Source organism: Paenibacillus sp. FSL R5-0623 (genome assembly GCF_037974265.1).
Classification (GTDB): Bacteria; Bacillota; Bacilli; order Paenibacillales; family Paenibacillaceae; genus Paenibacillus.
This window is the reverse complement of record NZ_CP150233.1, coordinates 2,827,620-2,847,668: the sequence shown is the minus strand read 5'-3', so window position 1 is coordinate 2,847,668 and position 20,049 is coordinate 2,827,620. Positions and strand designations below refer to the sequence as shown.

Sequence of the window (20,049 nt, the reverse complement as noted above, 5' to 3'; positions counted from 1 at the left end):
GATCACTCCTATTCCTTCATGAACGCTTCAACAAATTGTGACTCCGTTAGTTCCCCGTCCAGAACACGATTAACCAGTTCCGAATATCGGTCGTCCCTGGGCTTATCCCCTTTGGGAGAAGCTGTATACATTGGGGAGGAAATACCTAGTGTTTGTGATTTTACAGTTCTGATCTTGCCCCGAATTCGTTCAGGGTTCCCTGCCATGACCATCACTCTGGAAGAAGTGGATGATAGTGCAAGGGTTAATGCCTCTATTCCCTGATTCGAATGCAGGGGTCTCATTCCCATTTGCCGCCACATCATTTGTTTGACAGATGAGTCCACCTTCATGCCGCCATTTTCCCATAGTGGCCAGTTTAAGGACAGTGTCCTGCCGCTTCGTTTGCCCTGACTCACCATCGTTTCCCGGTATGTTGCGTATAGGTCCATGAATGCATTGGCTGTAGCGTAATCACTCTGCCCCATATTGCCGAGCACGGCAGTTCCAGAGGAGAACAGAATGAAGAAATCCAATGCTTCCTTATGTGTAGAACGATCCAGGTGTATAGTGCCCGCCACTTTGGGTTTCATAACCTGACGCCATTCTTCCTCTGTCTTGGCAAGAAACAAACTGTCTCTGATTAATCCTGCTCCATGAATAACGCCGTGGATAGCGCCATAGACTTGTTTGATGCTACCAACAAGGTTCTCCACGGCTTCACCATCCGCTACATCAACCTGCAAATAGTCCACCCGTGCTCCCTGCTCTCGCAATACTTCAAGGGATTGTTCCATCAGACCGTCCATCGGTGATCTGCCCACGAGAACAAGTGTTGGATGCTTGGCTTGTGTGGCGATCTCTTGCGCAAATACAAGTCCAAGCCCTCCCATACCACCTGTAATGAGGTAAACACCATGATCACGCCAAAACCGTTGTTCAAGAACAGTGGACGGTTCAATCTCTTGCCAGTCTGCCAATTCCCGTCGACGACCCGTATAACGAATCCAGTTATCTTTAGGCTCGTAAACGTCCAACTTCAATAGCTGTAAAATATCTGCGTTATCCAACTGTTCGTCCATTTCAATCAACTGTCCCGCAACAGCCGGATATTCGAGTTTAATACTTTGCAACATACCCGACAGCGCAGCATACAAACGCTGCTCTCCATCATTAGGCACAACGGCCTGTATAATTCGCGGTTTATTCGATTCACTGGACAGTATCGTTTGAAGTTTACCAAACACCTGCAAGGCACCATCCTCAAACCACTTTTCGGCTGTGGCCATTCCCTGATCCAACCCAATCGGTATAAACGATGCTGACGGAAATTCGAGCTGCATCTCACTCAACCTGCAAGCGAGTGCACCACATAAAATAACGATATGCTCAGCGTCTGGAGTCTTCCGGCTCCGACCGGCTCCTTCCACCTCCATCTCCCGCCAGTACGGCTTTAACAGCAGCATTTCAGACCGAGCGGTTGTGTCAGCACCTGGCGCTGTGGATTCTGGATCGGGAAGCTGTCTAGAGGAAAAGCCAATTAAACGAACACAGACACTTCCTTCTTGATCAAACAAATCAATATCAAACGTCATTCCTTTCCCATCCGAACTGGAATCGGAGCTGTAGCGCACCCATGCCCACATGTCTTGAGCACAAGCTTTATAGATCCGAACTTTCTTTAACGCAAAAGGAACCGAAGGCTGTGGTCCACCTGAACCATGTCCCGCCTTTTTCCCATCCACTTCAGGATGCTCCAGCATCATGCCAATAGAGGCCTGCAACGCGGAGTCCAATATACAGGGATGAAGGACATATGAGTTCATTTCCGGCAACAAATGCTCAGGCAGCTTCAGTTGGGCCAAAACTTCCCTTTCACCGATGAACAATTGCTGTATTCCCTCAAATGCAGGTCCGTACTGGATACCGGCTTGCCTAAATACGTTGTAACAATCTTCACCCGTCCAGGTCGATCGGCTGCATGCAGCCATGAGTTCGTTCAGGTCATGAATTGGAGGGGATTCAGCTTCTTCATTCCATCCCAGCTGTCCTTGACTGTATACATGACGTTTCCCCTCAACCTGCTGGTCTTGCCGGTATATCTCATAACTTATACGTTGAGGATTTTCTGTGACAGGATGTAATCCGATTTCTACCTGAATGCTGTTAGGGATTGCTGCATCTCCATCCATGACTACGGGACTGATCCACACCACATTTTGCAGAAAAACAGGTCTTGTGCCGGCAACGGTAAGCTGCAATGCAGCCCGAGCCATTTCCAATTGGGCCACCCCTGGAAGTACGGAGATTCCATGAATAATATGATCCTTAAGGAAAAATTCTCTTCCATTGAAGACCGAGCTGAACCTTTGCTCAGTGAAATCAGACGTATTTTGTTGCACCAGGGGGTGAAGAGAAGCCCATGAGCGCTCCCGCGATGGCTGCTCTTCCTCTTGCTCTCTTTCCTTTGACGCCATCCAATATTCCTCTCGGGCAAAAGGATACGTTGGCAGGATGATGCGTAATGGTGGTACATCGCCATACATCTGTCCCCAGTTCAGATCATAGCCCTGGGCATACAGATCAGCCAGCACATGGAGTATATCCCTTTGTTTCTCCGAGGACAAACTTCTTTCGGTGCTTTTGATAATCCATTCATCCCCATGTTCCTGTAACAGCTTTTGTCCAGTAAACCTTCTTGGAACCACGCCCTCAAACAAAACCCCTGACTTGGATTGCCCCCGCTGTTTCAACATGTATACGGCATCTTCCCTGGACTGCACAACCACCGCACAACGGTGTCGGAAATGCTGTCGTCCCTCCAGCAGCGTGTAGCTCATTGCCGTCAGATCCGGCATCTCTTCCCGTTCCAGTACAGCGATCATGTCCTCCACCTTGCGTTGTAGTGCTGCTTCCGTTTTGGCCGACAGTGCCAGCAAATAATAAGGTGACGCATAACCAGCCGTTCGTTTTTGTCCGCTGCCTTCATAACTTTCCACCACGACATGCACGTTGGTTCCGCTCATGCCAAAGGCACTTACCGCTCCCAGTCTCGCCTGCTCTGTTCGTGGCCAAGGCCGATTGCTTTTGTTCACATAAAACGGCCCCTCCGACCACCGGATATATTCACTTTCCTCTTCACAGTACAGACTTGCCGGGATCGTCTCATGACGCATCGCCTGTACCAGGCTAATCAGGCTCACCACTCCCGAAGCGGCGAGGGTATGACCCAAATTCGTTTTTACCGACGTCAGCGCACAGGAGCCTGGCTCCATATTTCTTGATTTGTAGGCTTCCTGCAAAGCATTGATTTCAACCGGGTCTCCAAGACGTGTTCCCGTCCCGTGAGTCACAATGTACTGCATGTTCTCCGCCCGAATGCCGTACCGGGTATACACCTCATTCATCAGTGCTGTCTGTGCTACACCACTCGGCGCGGTGATTCCATTCGTTTTGCCATCGTAGTTCATGCCGCTGCCCCGAATGACCCCGTAGATCGAGTCTCCATCCGCCTCAGCCTGAGATAAGGTCTTTAATACAACAACCGCTATCGCTTCTCCCGGAACCATGCCATTGGCACGCTGGTCAAACGCATAACAGCGCCCATTCTCAGACAGCATGCCCGCATGGGACATCGCTTCGAGTCCCTGCTCGGTAAGCAGCAGGCTCACCCCTGCCGCAAGAGCCGTGTCGCACTCTCCGGCTCGCAGGCTGGCACAAGCTTGATGAACAGCCGCCAGCCCCGAAGAACAAGCCGTATTAATCGCCATGTTGGGACCATTCAGGTCCAACAGATAGGCTAATCTGGCGGCCAGAATAGCATTGTGGTTGGATGTAAGCGGCCCGTCCAGACCGACAACTTGCAAATACTCGTTATTCTCCACCCCGACAAACATACCTACCCGGCCGGAGGAAAGCTGTCTTTTGCCATAAGCAGCATCTTCAAGCGCTCTCCAGGATTCCTGCAATAGCAATCGCTGCCGCGGGTCCATGCTCTCGGCCTCACGCGGAGAAATTTCGAAGAAGCGTGGATCAAACTCCCGTACTCCTGGTACAAGACCGCATTTCCAAGGTTCACGCCCATTGTGGGTGGAAAACCGGTCCTCCGGTGCCCTTCTTATCGCTTCCTGGCCCTGACTGATCATGGACCACATCTCGTCCACATCTCGTGCTTCGGGGAAACGTCCGCTAATACCAATAATGGCAACAGGTTCCGTGAATTGATCCATTTTATCCAGATTACGTGCAGTTGGACGAAGATCGGATGCAGGGAAGGATTTGCCGCCAGCCCATCTTCCGGAACGTCCGGATCGGTAACCTCGGTCCGCGACATTGGATTTCATGTCGGTCACGGCCTTCCTTTCCTCGTACATGCCAACTAGAACATCCCGATGTTCATTTTCCAGATATGCAGCCAATCCTTTCAATGTGGAATGTCCAAAGAAAATGGATGGTGTCAATTCTGCTCCGTAATGACGGCTCAACCGTGCTGCATACTCAGTCAAGCTGATGGAATCAAATCCAAACTCTGCAAGATTGGCTTGAGGGTCTAATTCTTCATGAGGTATCTTTAATAGCTCGCTTGCTATTTCTCCTAGCTCCCATTGAGCGCACTCAGCTACCGTTTTACCACGCAACTCCACACGCAGCCCTAACGCAGGGGCCGCCTCATTCAAGACTGGATTCCCGACCTCATACGAAGTATGAGATATGCTGGCCGGCTCCTCAGGTGTGAATTCAACACCCAGAAAACGATGTATGCGTTCCGGTTTCCCCGCCATAACGAGTTGGTGAGCGTAAGGTTCATTTAGAATTTTTGGAAATAATGCCACCCCTTCGTCTTTTTCCAGAAAACGTTGACCGCTGGTTTTGAGATACATAGCCGAAGCATTCTTTTCGCCTGTGCCCATTCCGCCCTCTCTCCAAAGCGGCCAGTTGATAGATACCGTGTGTATAGGACCCGTGCGATGCTGTTCTTGAGCATAGGCCATCTGGAATCGATTCGCCACAGCATAATCACAGGAGCCGAAGTCACCCAAAATAGCCGATGAAGAAGAGAAATAACTGCGGAACTCCAGCGATTCGTTACCCAGTGCTTTGTCCAATGCCAATGTTCCACAAATTTTGGGAGCAAGCACACGTTCAAAATCAGCTGCTGATTTATCCAGCACACTTACCCGACTTTCAATCCCGGCGGCGTGGATCAGTCCGTGAATAGTGCCAAATTTGCTTTTGACAGCCCGCACCGCTTCTTCGACTTGTTCCAGTACGGCAACATCAGCCTGAACATACATAGCCTGACTTCCCGCCTCGATCAATTCATCGAGCCTATGCTGCTTCACGGAATCCAGAGAAGATCGGCCCATCAACACCAGATTTACTCCCAGCGGAGCCCATGCTCTGGCAAAAGCGAGGCCAATTCCTCCCAATCCGCCCGTTATCAAATATGTCTTTCCTGGCAACACGTATTCTGTCCCCTGTTTGTAATGCTCGGCAGGCGGGATTGGTCTGATACGGCTTACTTTGCGCAGATCATTCTCATACCGCACGCTACACCGCTGGTTCGACCTTAATTCTTGCCACAGCCGTTCACTCCACCTTTTCCAGTTCACTTCGTTACTGGATGGTTTATCGCTGCTGATCACTTGTAATTTCGTATGGGGCATAACAAGCCCAAGTGAACGCTCAAAACCAATCCATGCATCTAGGTAACAACGTTCGATTCCTGTTCTATATTCCCCGGCGAGCAGAATTCGGCCAGGCTTGATCTTCTCTGCTGCCAATGCCTGAAGCAAAAGTAAAATTGGCTTCGTGTCTTGCAGCAGTAGTGGCTCCTCCAGTGCCGACAAATGTAGTACCGTATCCACATTCCCATATTGCTGGCTGATCTCCTGAAGCGCTTCCCTGTACTTCGCATGATGATCAAGATCCGTCTCTTTTTCCCACATTCCCGGATCGATGAAGACCAGCTGGATCTCAGGATTGTGATGTTTCATCAGTGAAATGAACCTCTCCTGATTCTCCTGACGGGAAAGTACACATAATATGGTCTGTGGGTTCTCTTCATGATAAAGTTCTGGCTCCGATTCTTCCCAGATTTCCTCAAAAGCCATCAGAAGGCTATCATCAGCGACCTTACATTCTATCTCCTTTCTTTTCATGTCCTCCGGCATATCTTTTGTCATCAAATTCTTTTGGACCTGTAATCCAGCCATGTGTGCAACTACCTGTTCTTTCTCATCACAGAAAGTAACATCCAGCCCGGAATCCAACTCCCTGATCCACATCCACAACGGATGCTGCAAGTGATCTGCCGTAAACTCCATGGATTCCATAGAGAGCCAAGTATGTTTTTGTTCTTTACTCAGCACTTCATGTACACTCGATTCGCCGGCCTCTCTTGCTAGCATGGCCTTGTTAAGATAATCTGCTGCCTTTACTGATCTTGTCTCAAAGATGTTTGCTGCCAGTGATACAGCTTCAGTCAGTAACTTTGGAGTATATAACAAAGTCCGATCCTGAGCATTAATTTCAGCTGAAAGCTTTATTAACACTTCATTTTCGCCGGTATAACAACAAACAATGGATGATCCTTTAAGTTCTGAAGAGAGGTTTGCAGTCTCCAAATGTGTGCATCTTTCAGTGATGGACTGCATGTCCATAGGCGGACTCACGAATTCCTGTGATTCATATTCAATACGGCCCCTGCTCCACAACTCTTCATCACCGTCAGCTCGTTCACTGAATATTTCATAGATTAAAGATTGATCTGATTCTGGAATAATGGCCAAATGAACTTCCATCGCCTGCTCTGTCACCACAACCGGATTGACCCATTGATGCTCGGTCAGCTTCATCCGGACCGGGGCCTGGTTCATCTCGCCCGCTCCCTTTAACGCATATTGCGCAGCAGCCCGGGCCATCTCCAAGTGGGCTGAATCCGGCAAACATTGGTAACCCGATTCCATAGGGTCATGTAACAACGGATCTTCCTGTGCAAAAACAGAGCTATAACGCTGTTCGCGCAGCGTTGACGTATTCCGGTGTACAAGCGGGTGGAGCTTTGCTGTAAGAAGCTGCTCGTTCAACCGGCTTGCTTCAGGTGATGACTGGGTCACCCAGTATTCTTCCTGGGCAAACGGATATGAAGGCAAATGAATGCGTTCAGGAACAGACTCACCGTACATATTCATCCAATCCAATGCGTAACCCTGACAGTATAAATCCGCCAGCACATGAAGAATGTCACGGTATGCCCCGGTTGCGATCGCTTGAGTTCCATGCTGAAGTTGATGCAAAAGCTCATGACCGTGTTCCCGAACAATGCGCTGTTCAGTGAACTCCCGGCCCACTGTCCCGCGAAACATCTTCCCGTTATTTTCTTTCGTACCGAACTGTTTCCAGACATGCATAGCATCCGCCCGGGACTGTACAACCACCGCACAACGGTGACGGAAATGCTGTCGTCCCTCCAGGAGCGTGTAACTGATTGCCGCCAGATCCGGCTCCTCTTCACGTTCCAGCACGGCGATCATGTCCTCCACCTTGCGATGTAGTGCCTCTTCCGTTTTGGCGGACAGTGCCAGCAAATAATAAGGCGCTGTATTTCCAGCCATTTGTTTTTGCCCGTTGCCTTCATAACTTTCCACCACGACATGCACGTTGGTTCCACTCATGCCAAAAGCACTTACCGCGCCCAACCTGCCCTGCTCCGTTCGTGGCCAAGGCCGTTTGCTTTTGTTTACATAAAACGGCCCCTCCGACCACCGGATATATTCACTCTCTTCCTCACAGTGCAGACTTGCCGGGATCGTCTCATAACGCATCGCCTGTACCAGACTAATCAGGCTCACCACACCGGATGCAGCGAGGGTATGACCCAAATTCGTTTTTACCGATGTTAACGCACAGGAACCTGGCGCCATATTCCGTCCTTTATAGGCTTCCTGCAAAGCCTTGATTTCGACCGGGTCTCCGAGGCGTGTTCCCGTCCCGTGGGTCACAATGTACTGCATGTCCTCCGCCCGAATGCCATACCGGGCATATACCTCATTCATTAACGCCGTCTGTGCCACACCACTTGGCGCGGTGATTCCATTCGTTTTGCCATCATAGTTCAGGCCACTGCCCCGAATGATCCCGTAGATCGAATCTCCATCCGCCTCAGCCTGTGATAAAGTCTTTAATACAACAACCGCGATCGCTTCTCCCGGCACCATGCCATTGGCACGCTGGTCGAACGCATAACAGCGACCATCCTCAGACAACATGCCTGCTTGGGACATCGCTTCGAACCCCTGCTCAGTGAGCAGCAGGCTTACTCCTGCCGCAAGAGCTGTGTCGCACTCTCCCGCCCGCAGGCTGGCACAAGCTTGATGAACAGCCGCGAGACCCGAAGAACAAGCGGTATTGATCGCCATATTCGGGCCATTCAGGTCCAACAGATACGCCAACCGGGCGGCCAGAATGGCATTGTGATTGGACGTAAGCGGTCCATCCAGGCCGACAAACTGCAAATATTCATTATTCTCCACTCCTACAAACATGCCGACCCGACCGGAGGAAAGTTGTTTTTTGCCATAAGCGGCATCCTCAAGCGCTCTCCAGGATTCTTGCAATAGCAATCGCTGACGTGGGTCCATGCTCTCGGCCTCGCGTGGAGAGATTTCGAAAAAGCGGGGATCAAACTCTCGTATCCCTGGCACAAGACCGCATTTCCAAGTAGCATCCTTTTTACTGCTGGTGAATCGATCCGAGGGAACGGTCTTAACAGCCGTTTGCCCATTTACGAGAATCGACCACATCTCATCTACATTGCGCGCTTCGGGAAATCGTCCGCTGATACCAATAATGGCAACAGGTTCATCAGCCGCTTGCATTCGTCGTGTATCTCCCAAACGCCAGTACTTGCCAGATACTTGTCTCTGGGCGTTAGGCTTTCGGGCTTTGGAACGATGCTGTGCCACTTTGCTTTTTAACGGTGCGGCTTGCTCTGTATGTTTTTCTCCCGTTTGAATGTCGTGATCTGCATATTGATCCGTGATGGTCTGCTCGAATTCTCGCTCCAGATAATGAGCCAATTCATGAAGTGTGGTGTGATCGAAAAATATGGATGGTGCCAGATCCATTCCAAAATGCTGATTAAGAACCGTTGCATATTCAGTCAGGCTAATGGAATCAAATCCATATTCGGCAAGATTTTCATTGCCATCAATCAGTTCCCTTGGAATTTTCAACGTTTGGCCTGCCAGTTCTTTTAACTCCCACCTTACACACTCAGACGTTGTTAGGCCCAGGAGCTCCGGCCTCCGGCGAGAAGCCATGGAAGCAGATGAAACTTCTTTGGAGAGGATCACGGTTTCTTTCTCGGATTCACCGAATGAAGATTCAAGTACAAATGCACCTGCACTTGTAGTTGCAGCATTCGAATGTACCGCTATTCCGTCGTTTTCTGTCCCCTGCGACATGGCTGTAAAGCCTGCTTCTAATCCCTGAATCTTCAACACTGCGCGTCCTTCTGATGAATACAAACGAATGTCCAACACTTCAAGTCCTGACGCCCCATTCATCCGTTCTCTTCTGTCTACTCTCGCCCAAGAAATATTTGATGCGCCTATTGCATCAAGTCTTTGAAGGGATTGAATGTAAACAGGACGTGAAGCAGACATATCCAACTGCTGCTTTGCTTCATTTTCAATTTCTGTCCAGCCTAGCCCCCCATAAACGGCAAGGTGAATTGCATCTACTGGCAGTTTGTACACTGGTGGTATAGATAACACATCCGTTGCATCTTCAAACTTGATCAGAATATGGTCTTCCCCCCCGTATATACGTTCTACCGCATAAGGAGATGAGGACAAGGCTGACTTCGAAGCATGGTTCGCAAAAGCAGTGATTGACGAATCCAGCTCAGCGGTGTAGAGCATATCGATAGAATCAATCTCCAGAGCATCTGATCCTGTGAACTCTGAAGCCACCTTTTTGGCCATTCCGCTACTATATACGGGTTGAAATCCCCCTACATTTTCACCATATATGACGTATCCCACTGTTAAGTGTGATTCGGATTGCAATGAGATGTGTAACGGAAGTGGCTGATCAGACACATAAATAGGGTTGTCCCATATCACATCCTGCAATTGGATCGATAATGCCGATTCTGCTGAATCATGATTATCAGGTATGGCCAAATCCAGAGCTGCATAGGCGATTTCCAGATGAAGCAAGTCGGGCAATAATTTTGTTGTTTGCTCTTTATTGATATCCATAAGCATAGGCGAGTCCATTGTAAAGAGTGAAGTGTACCGCTGCTCTTGAAGATCCGAAGTATTGCTATGCAAAAGTGGATGGAGCATGGCTGATCCGTTCGTACCAACCGCGCTGGACGATACCAACTCGGTTTTCTTTGGAGCCCAGTAGCGATTTCGTGCAAACGGATACGCGGGCAGACTGACTGGGCGCGGGTGCTGCTGTCTGTTGTCCCCGTATAGCTCCATCCACTGAATCACTGCCCCTCGTGTCCACGCGTCCAGTACATGCTCATAACGACCCTGGGACAGCCAGCGTTTCACATTCTCTTTCATGTCTTCCTCATCGGTTAACCAACCCGGATGCTCCTGCCCTTGCTTCACATGCCCCTGATAGTACAAGCTTCCTTTGCCTGCTGGTTCCGCCTGACCCACCTGTTCCACATAGCTGTCCAGCTTGGCAAGCAGCTCCTCCATTGTTTGCGCCAGCACACCCAGCCGTGCCTCCATTGCTTCACGTCCGGTTTGCAGTGTATAGGCGATCTCCCTCACTTTCCAGCTGCTCTGCCCGGTACGGAGTGCATCTCGCAGCTGACGGGCTTGCACGACCAGCCGTTCCTCGTTCTTCGCTGACAGCACGATCATCCCTGGCACTTCATTTTGCTCGTTTTGCTTGTTTTGCTCATTCATCTTTTCACGCATCAGGTCGGGTTCCCGGTATTCCTCCAAAATGAGATGAGCATTCGATCCACCTGCACCAAACGAGGAAATTCCCGCCCGTCGCGGTACGATCTGACCGTCCACTCTCGGACGTTCCCAAACGTCTAACTCCCGCTGGACCGTGAATGGGGTTTGACTAAAGTCAATATGCGGGTTGGTTTGCTGCACATGCAGGGACGACGCCAGCTCTCCATGCTGTAATTGCAGCAGTACCTTGGTGACTCCCGCGATGCCTGCTGCGCTCTCTGCATGTCCGATATTGGATTTCGCTGAACCAATCGCACAGTAGGCCTCTTCCGACGGATCTTGCTGAAAAGCTTTACTCAGCCCCGCAATCTCGATGGGGTCACCGAGCGACGTACCTGTGCCATGGGCTTCCACATAACTGATCGTCCGCGGGTCAACGCCCGCCTCACGCAAGGCCCGGCCGATGACGTCCGCCTGGGCGTTGGGATTCGGCACGGTATATCCGTTTGTTTTTCCACCGTGATTCAAGGCCGACCCTTTGATCACGCCGTAAATCCGGTCCCCGTCTGCAACGGCTCGTGCAAGCGGTTTTAACAGGACCGCGCCCACGCCTTCCCCCGGCACATACCCGTCGCCCCCTTCACCAAAGCTCTCACAGCGACCTTTGCTAGACAGGAATCGTCCTTGAGACAACATGATATATTTGTTCGGGTGGACCGACACATTCACCCCGCCTGCGACCGCAACCTGACACTCATTCTGTCTTAAACTCTGGCACGCCAGATGAATGGAGGTCAGCGAAGATGAACACATCGTATCCACCGCCAGACTCGGTCCGCGGAAATTACAGAAATACGACACCCGGTTGGCGATGGACGCCGGATTACCGGAGAGTGCAATCGAGGACTCGGCCCCGTACAGCTGGTATTCCTCGTACATCACACCCACGTATACACCCACGATGTCGGCAGCCAAACGCTCCCGCGTATACCCCGCATCCTCAATCGTCTCGTACACACACTGCATGAACAATCGTTCCTGCGGGTCCATCATCTCGGCTTCCCGAGGAGAAATCTGGAAGAACAACGGATCGAATTCGTCCACACCGTCCAGAAATCCGCCCCAACGTCCATAGGTCTTGCCCGGTGTGCCCGGCGCTGAATCATATACCTGCTCCTGGTCCCAGCGTTCAGATGGAATCTCGGTAATGCTATCCGTTCCACTGCGCAGATTCTCCCAAAACTCATGGATGTTCCGTGCTCCCGGGTACCTTCCCGCCACACCAATAATGGCGATATCCTGCTTCTCCTCATCCTCTTGAACCCGATTGGATGATTCAATTGGATTCAAAGATTTCAATGAACCAACGTTCTTCGACTCTGGATTAGTAGCTTGTTGATTCTTTAACGTCCTCTTTTGGCGTAAAATGCCCTTAGATTTAACGTCCTCTATCCCCGGATTCTGTACAGCAACCGAAGCACGAGATATACCATCGGATTCCTCAGGAAGTTCTTCCCCTAAAATGAGTCGCAATGGTTCATGATGGTGCTCAAGAAAATATTCGCTCAGAGCCCGAAGGGTCTGATACTCGAAAAAAAGTGTTTTGGGCAAGAGACCAAACTGTTCTTCCAAATTGGTAGTCATTTGCATAATAAGTAACGAATCTATCCCGTATCGATCCATTGCAGTATCTACGTCAATCCTTGATTTCGGAAGACCGATGACACGGGCTAAACGCTCTTGCAGAAATTGAACTGTTTTTACTCGCAAATCAGCATCATTCTTATGAACAAGGCCAAGGTTCTCTTCTTTTTTATGCAGGTCCATTCGCTCCTTCCCCATCGGGTGGATCTGACCGGTAACTTGCTGGACAGTTTGACTCATGTTCAAGTGTTCCAAGAGTGTGTCTGCAGAAATGTCCCATCCATGCCGAGTTAGCAGTCTGCGGGAAAGCTCACTCCATTGCACCAGGTCCAAACCATATTCACTCCAGTCCATGTCCGGGTCCACGTCCTGCTCCCCTACGTTCAACAAAGCGGCCACTTCCAACGTGAGCATCGCTATAGCTTCCTGCTGAGTCATGCCTCTCGCCAGAGGGGCTCCAAGCTTGGTGGATAACGGTTCCGACATCGATCCAAGCTTGTCTGACTTTACCGGCTCGATCGGTTGGCCCGACCCCGAATATCCCGGCTCCAGTAGGCTTCTTCGCAGCACCGACAGCTTGCCTTCCGCCACCGCTACCTGACTGCTTCCACTCTCCCAGGCCTGATACAACGCCTTTACTCCCGACGCGGTTCCCAGCGGTCTTAGTCCATGCTGTTTCCACAGACGCTGCTTCCCCTCTTCCTCCAGCTGCATCCCGCCTTCTTCCCACAACGGCCAGTTAATGGACAAGGTTCGCCCTTGACACTCCCCGCGTTTCATCCGCGCATTTCGGTTCACCGCATACGCATCCATATACCCATTCGCGGCGGCATAATCACCCTGCCCTGCATTCCCCGTCACCGCTGCACCCGAGGAGAACAGCAACAGCACATCCAGCGCTTCGGTCCCGATCGCTTCTTCCAGATTCCGTATACCGTTTACTTTCGGGGCCAGCACGGCCTGCCAGTCGGATTCCGTTTTGTATCGCATTAGACTGTCCCGGATTTCTCCGGCACAATGCAGCACCCCGTTCACCCGGCCATACTGCTGACGGATACGCCCGAACAGTCCGTGGACCGCCTCCCGATCGGTAACGTCCACTGCTTCATAAAGCACCCGGGCAGGAAGCTGCGCCATCTCTCGCTGTACCGCCTCTGGCATCGCCGGGGATCGGCCAGTCAATATGAGCGTACTGCCTTCCGTTTGGGCTGAAATCTCCCGGGCCCATATCCGTCCCAAGCCACCGGCTCCGCCTGTAATGACGTACACGCCTCCGTCTCTCCAAGGAGACAACCGTGGGACACTGGTCTTCCGCTTTGTCTTCACCTCTGTCTCTGCATTCCTATTTGTCATTGCATTCGTGTCCACGTTCTCATCCCTGTCCACGTCGACCACCTGCCAGCCCGCTCGCTTCAGCTCACCCGCTTCCCAACGCAGATGGCTCTCCTCCGCATGGAGCGCACACTGGTGCAACTGCTCGGTCAATATAGCGGCCGATGTCTCTGGCTGGACTTCGACAAGCTGTGCCAGACAGCCCGGATGCTCCAGTCGCACCGTCCGCAGCAGCCCGCTCAGGCCGGCGAACCGTCTTCCTTGTTCATCTCCCGCCACGACGACCTGCACAGCCATCCGGTGGCTTCGCTGCATCGCAAGCTGCTGCTGCACATGGTGCAGAATGACCTGAACAGCCTGTCCGTACCGCGCCTCCAACGACCCCGTTAACACCATCTGCTTCCAGGACACATCCGCAGCCGCGAAGTCTTGTGGGGCCCAATCACACAGCAGCACCGCGGGTTCACCCCCCACAGCTTCAGCCGGTAGGGAGTGCTTCGGCAGCTCCTGCCACTCGGGCTGCACCAGCAGCACACCTTCCCGGCTTTCGGGTACACGCGAGGTCACGCCCCGCAGTCGAATGCAAACCTGTCCCTCTGAATCGCACAGCTCCAGATCCAGTTTACGGACGCTAGCCTCCGCTGCGGAGGAGCGAACACGCACCACCGCCCACATGTGCGCCTGACAAGGAGATATCACTTCCGCCTCCTCCAGCGCAAAAGGCAGCGGCGCGGAAGCGGGCGGGTTCCCATGTCGTTCTGTTCTGCTCGCAAGGGCCGTGCTCTCCAAGCTTACTGCACCCTCCAGAGTAGTGGATCTCAGCACTTCCGCGATCTGATCTCCGGCCAGCAGGGCGATGGATGCTTGCAAGGCCCCATCCACCATACCGGGATGCAGCACAGTGTCCGCTTGCCCTTCGAAGAACGCTTGTGGCAGACGCAGCTGCGCCAAGGCCTCGTTTGCCCCCCATTGCAATTCGGCAATGGTCTGATGGGACGGACCGTACTCCAGACCTAGTTTTCGGAATGCTTCATAACAAACTGCTCCACTGGCCTGTCCCTCTGTACACCGGCTGCGTACAGCCTGCAAATCCAAGGTTTGCACGGCTTCTGCGAGAGGTCGTCCCACACTTACACGCCCTTGACTATACACCGCTTCTCCAGATTCAATTGCAGACTCATTTGCTGGCGCTGCCGAGACTCCATAGGACAGGCTTCCATCTGCCTCAGCCTCAAGCGCCAGATGAACCTCCACAGGCTCCTCTCCAACAACGAGCGGTCTGCTCCACATTACATGCCGCAGCAGCAGACTGTGTGTGAGCGGAGGCCAATTCGCTGCATGCGCCGCTGCTGCCCGGGCCATTTCCAGCTGAACAACAGCTGGAAGCAGCTTGTGCCCCTGTACCACATGATCGCTTAGGAAAGGCTCATTGCCATTGAACTGACTACTGTACCACTGGCCCCGCAGCAGATCCGAACGGTTGTGGTGCAGCATGGAGTGCAGTGATATGCTCTCATTTGATGGTTTAACTATTGTTGGTTTTTCTATTAATGGTGAGCAATTCATTTCTTCGTGCTCCACCCAATACCGCTCTCTGGCAAAAGGATAGGTGGGTAAGGATATGGTCCAATAGTGACCCTGCTCAAACAACAGATCATAATCAAGTTCATATCCCTGGATATACAGATCCGCTGCAGTACCCAGATGTTCTAAATATTCGCTTGCATGTGTCGTCTTCTGACAACTCCGCAAACATTCATTCCCATATCGCTGTAATGAGGAGTGCTCATGTGAAGTGTCCGGTGTTCCTTGTGAAACCCGAACCTGTGGTGCACTTCCCTTATCCAACCAGCGTTGAAGTATAGTCATCGCTTCATTCAGACTTCGGGTCACACAGGCGAGGCGGAAATCCATATGTTTGCGTCCCAATAACAGCGTGTAGCTCAAGTTACCGCAATCCAGTTCCGGCAATTGTATTCCGTAGGCGATGAGTTGTTCAACCTGCTGACGCAATTGTTCGGCGGTACGGGCTGAAAGTGCAATCAAATATCCCGGCATCGGCTCTGACGCTCTGGATTGCAGCGGTCCCTCCTCAATGACCATATGTGCATTCGTACCACTGAAACCAAATGAACTGATTGCAGCACATCTTCTGCCACTTGACCCGGCTTTCCATTCCATCGTGGCTGTAGGGATATAGAACGGGCTGTCATTTAAGGCAATCTGGCTGTTGGCTTGATGAAAATGAATGGAGGGGGCTATTTTTTGATGACGCATCCCCAGCATAATTTTAAACAAACCCGCTACTCCGGCTGCCGTGGCCGTATGACCGATATTGCTTTTTACCGAGCCGATCGCACAGAACTGTTTTTGGTCCGTATGTTTTCTGAACGCCTGCGTCAATGCATTGAACTCAATCGGGTCTCCCAGCCTGGTCCCTGTCCCATGAGCCTCGACCAGCTGGATGTGTTCAGGATTAATATTAAAAGTCTCATATACGTTCTGCTCAAGCCGTTCCTGGGATTTCGCACTGGGAGCCGTAATTCCATTGGTGGACCCATCCTGGTTTATTCCGCTCCCTCGAATGACTCCGTAAATCTGGTCACCGTCATCCAGCGCCTCGCTAAGCCTTTTCAGGATAACAACCCCTGCCCCTTCTCCTGGAACAAAACCATCTGCAGCTTCATCAAAGGTATGACACCGTCCTGTTGAAGACAGCATTCCCGCTCGATTGGAGGCAATGTAGAATCCAGGGGTGGACTGGATGAATACACCTCCGGCAAGAGCCATATTCGTCTCGCCTGACCATAATCCTTGACATGCTAGATGAATGGCCACCAATGAACTGGAACAGGCTGTATCCACTGTAATGGCCGGACCGTGCAGATTCAGGTAATAGGCTATGCGAGCAGGCACAATAGAATTGGCGTTCCCCCAGAAAGCCTGCGGAGGGCCCTCATGTCCAAATATGCTTTGATAATCCATGCCGCTGCAGCCTACATAGACACCACATTGAAGGCCCTCGGCCTTTTTGCCAGCATAACCGCCATCTTCAAGCGCCTTCCAGGACTCCTCCAAAAAAATGCGCTGCTGTGGGTCCATATAGGTGGCTTCCACGCCGGATATATTAAAAAACAGAGGATCGAAACGATCAAAATCCTCTATAAAGCTGCCATGTCGACAATAGGACTGCTGATCCGCGTAATAAGCGTCCAGATCCCAACGTTTTACCTCTCCAATCAGATCATTCCCGGCTTGCAAATGTTGCCATAACTCCTCAGGATTGCGACTTTGTGCAAATCGGCCACTGATTCCAATAATCGCTATTTCCTCCCTGACTGACGGTGTTTCTTGATTCATTATGGCCTCTTCTACCACAACGTTTTGCTCCCATGGCTTAGCAGAATATGGCTTAAACCGTTGTTCTTCAGGGATATGTACCACAATTTTGCCGATATTACTGCGGTTTCCCATAGCCTTATATGCTTCTTTCACTTGCTGAAAAGGATAAGTGGCATATATCGTCGGACGAACGATGTTCTGGTCAATTAGGTTCGCCATTTCCTTCATATAGGTTCGAATTATAGAAGGATCACGGAAGGCCATGCGTCGCAAATCTACCGAATAAAATGCCTGATTGTTCGATAACAAGGATAAATCAATATTTTTGGCTGATTTGAGGGCAGTCATAGCAATTTCAATATATCTGCCACCGGGAGCAAGACAAGCCATCCCCTTTTGAATCGCATCACCCGATAAAGTATTGATAACAATATCTACACCTTGCCCATTCGTAAGACGGTGGATCTCCTCGGCAAAATCCTGCTCCACATACTGAATGGTATGGTGCACACCCTGTTGTTGCAGATAGTTCAGTTTCACATCTGAACCCGCTGTGGCATAGATTTCCAGACCATAATGCTGCGCCAGCTGTACGGCAATAAGACCTGTCCCTCCGGCCGCCGTCTGAATCAATATTTTTTCATCTGGCTGTGGTTTGGCTTTGTGGAACACATCAAGCATGGTCATAGTGACGGCCGGCAGTGAGCAGGCTTCTTCAAATGTTAACTTTTTCGGTTTGGGAACTACATGAGCTGCCGGACAGATCACCATATTGGCATGACCACCCATCTGCTCACCCATCATGGCCACCACTTCTTCACCACGTCGAAGGTCTGTAACCTCGGAACCTGTTTGAACAACGACCCCGCTGACTTCGAAGCCAGGGGTAAACGGATATGCGGGCATGGTTGGATAGAGTCCTCTTACACATAACAGGTCTCCAAAATTAAGTGAAAAAGCATGTACAGCAATTTGCACTTCGTTTGACTGGAGTGAACGCGATTGATCCTGAATCAGTTTAAGTTCATCGGATTCTCCAGGTTTCTCCAGCAGCAATCGATAATATGAACCTTCCGAAATGGATCCCAGCTTTTCGTTATTAACCATTGTGCTTGTCCAAGTCGCATTAGGATTACGCCTCTCATGCCCAACTGGCAACCGATCCTCATTCCTATGCACAGCAGGCTTATCAGCCTTACGATTATCGTTGCTCATGTCCAAAATGTTGATGGCTTGTTCGTCTTTCCTCTGTGGAGATGTAGCCGGGTCAGGCAGCATGTACGCCACAATCTCTTGTCGATATTGCTCCAGCATGTGCTTGCTTAAGGCATGGACCGTGTTATGATCGAACAGCACTGTAGTCTGCATCACTATTCCACATTGCTCGTTAATAAGATTGACCAGATTGACGGCAACAATCGAATCGACGCCATATTCAGAGAAACTTTGATGATTATCGATCCGGTTCTGACTCATCTTAAGTGAAGTTTCTATGCTGTCCCGGATGACCGTAATAATATGATCCCGGATCAGGTGGTCAGGAATATCTGTTGTAGGTTGAATGTTTCCAGTCTCCATAACCGGGGATGAATTGGGTCTCCATTCCACGTCAGGAATCGCTCTGGTTTGTGTCTGTACAGGATGAGATACAGGACTCTGTTTTATTTCATGTATAATGATGCCGTCACTTTGAGATACAACGATTTGTTGTCCCCACTCTTCAGCATTTAATGCCGGAAAACGAACATTTCTGAACCCCTCTTTGGCGAGCAACTTTTTCCATGTATTAGGTGTAAGTCCTGGGCAGCCCGGAATACGCAGTGCCTCATCTTCGTATAACCACCAGCCCTCCAACAAACCAAACGTAATATGGGCAAAAAGTGTATTATCGGTTATCTCGTTCAGGAGCAAATGCCCCTGTTTTTTGAGCGCTGCCTTGATATGTCCGAGGGTTTGACGGATATTAGGTGTAGCATGCAGCACATTGGCCGCGATTGCTATATCATAGACAGCTTCATTAATGGATTGACCCTGCAGTTGTTTGGTCACATCTATTTTTCTGTAGGTCAAATATGGGTGTTCATTTCCATAGCGCTGCTCTGCCTGCAATAGAAAAGAGGAAGAGATATCCGTGTAACAATATTCCTCAATGTACTGCTCATACGGTCTGAGCTTATCAAGCACAGGGGTACTGGTTCCGCCAGTACCCGCGCCAAATTCAATGATTCTCAACCGAATGGTTGCATTCTTTTTTATTTTTTCTTCAATAATTGTTATAAGTTGCGCTCCCATAACCTCATTGAAATAGTCGGCGATGGGATTGTTTTGGTATATGCCTTCGACAAGTGTCATGCTTGAATTGGGGAAAAGAACATCCGTTGCCTGCTTGTGTCCCCGAAGAATATCAGGCAGGTGTTTTAATGCCGTTTCTGCCAAAAGGACCTGGGATCGAAGGTGGCCCTTTTGCAGCCATTGCTGTTTAACTTCATCCCATTTCTGCCACACATTTTCGAAGGTAGTAGCGGTTTGCCCGCCCTCAGCGCCATTCCCCTCTTCTTTGGCTAACACAGCAAGTGTCTCTTCCATCCAGCGATGAAACAAAACGGGTATCCCGTTTTTCTCTAACCATTCCCTGGTGTTGGAATAGCTTTTTTCAAATAACCCCATTGCCTTTAATTCCGCTGACAATAATGCGACAAGCCACCCGTGTAACTGATCTGTCTCTCTGCGAAGTCCCTCGGGAATATGTTTTGTAATCGGAATATACACCTGATCATCCATTGTTTTAACCTCCCTGTGGTGGCAGATGCCCATTCAT

The 20,049-nt window shown here is 50.6% G+C and carries 1 protein-coding gene; it reads right to left on the bottom strand.

The annotated features are described in order from the left end of the window. Positions 1–8: 8 nt before the first annotated feature. Positions 9–20,012 (bottom strand): SDR family NAD(P)-dependent oxidoreductase, encoded by a 20,004-nt coding sequence (locus tag MKY92_RS12875; protein WP_339301035.1) that lies wholly within the window; start codon positions 20,010–20,012, stop codon positions 9–11. Positions 20,013–20,049 lie beyond the last annotated feature (37 nt).

Coding starts and splice junctions, on each gene's coding strand:
- MKY92_RS12875 (WP_339301035.1), bottom strand. CDS start 20,012: ATGGATGATCAGGTGTATATTCCGATTACAAAACATATTCCCGAGGGA.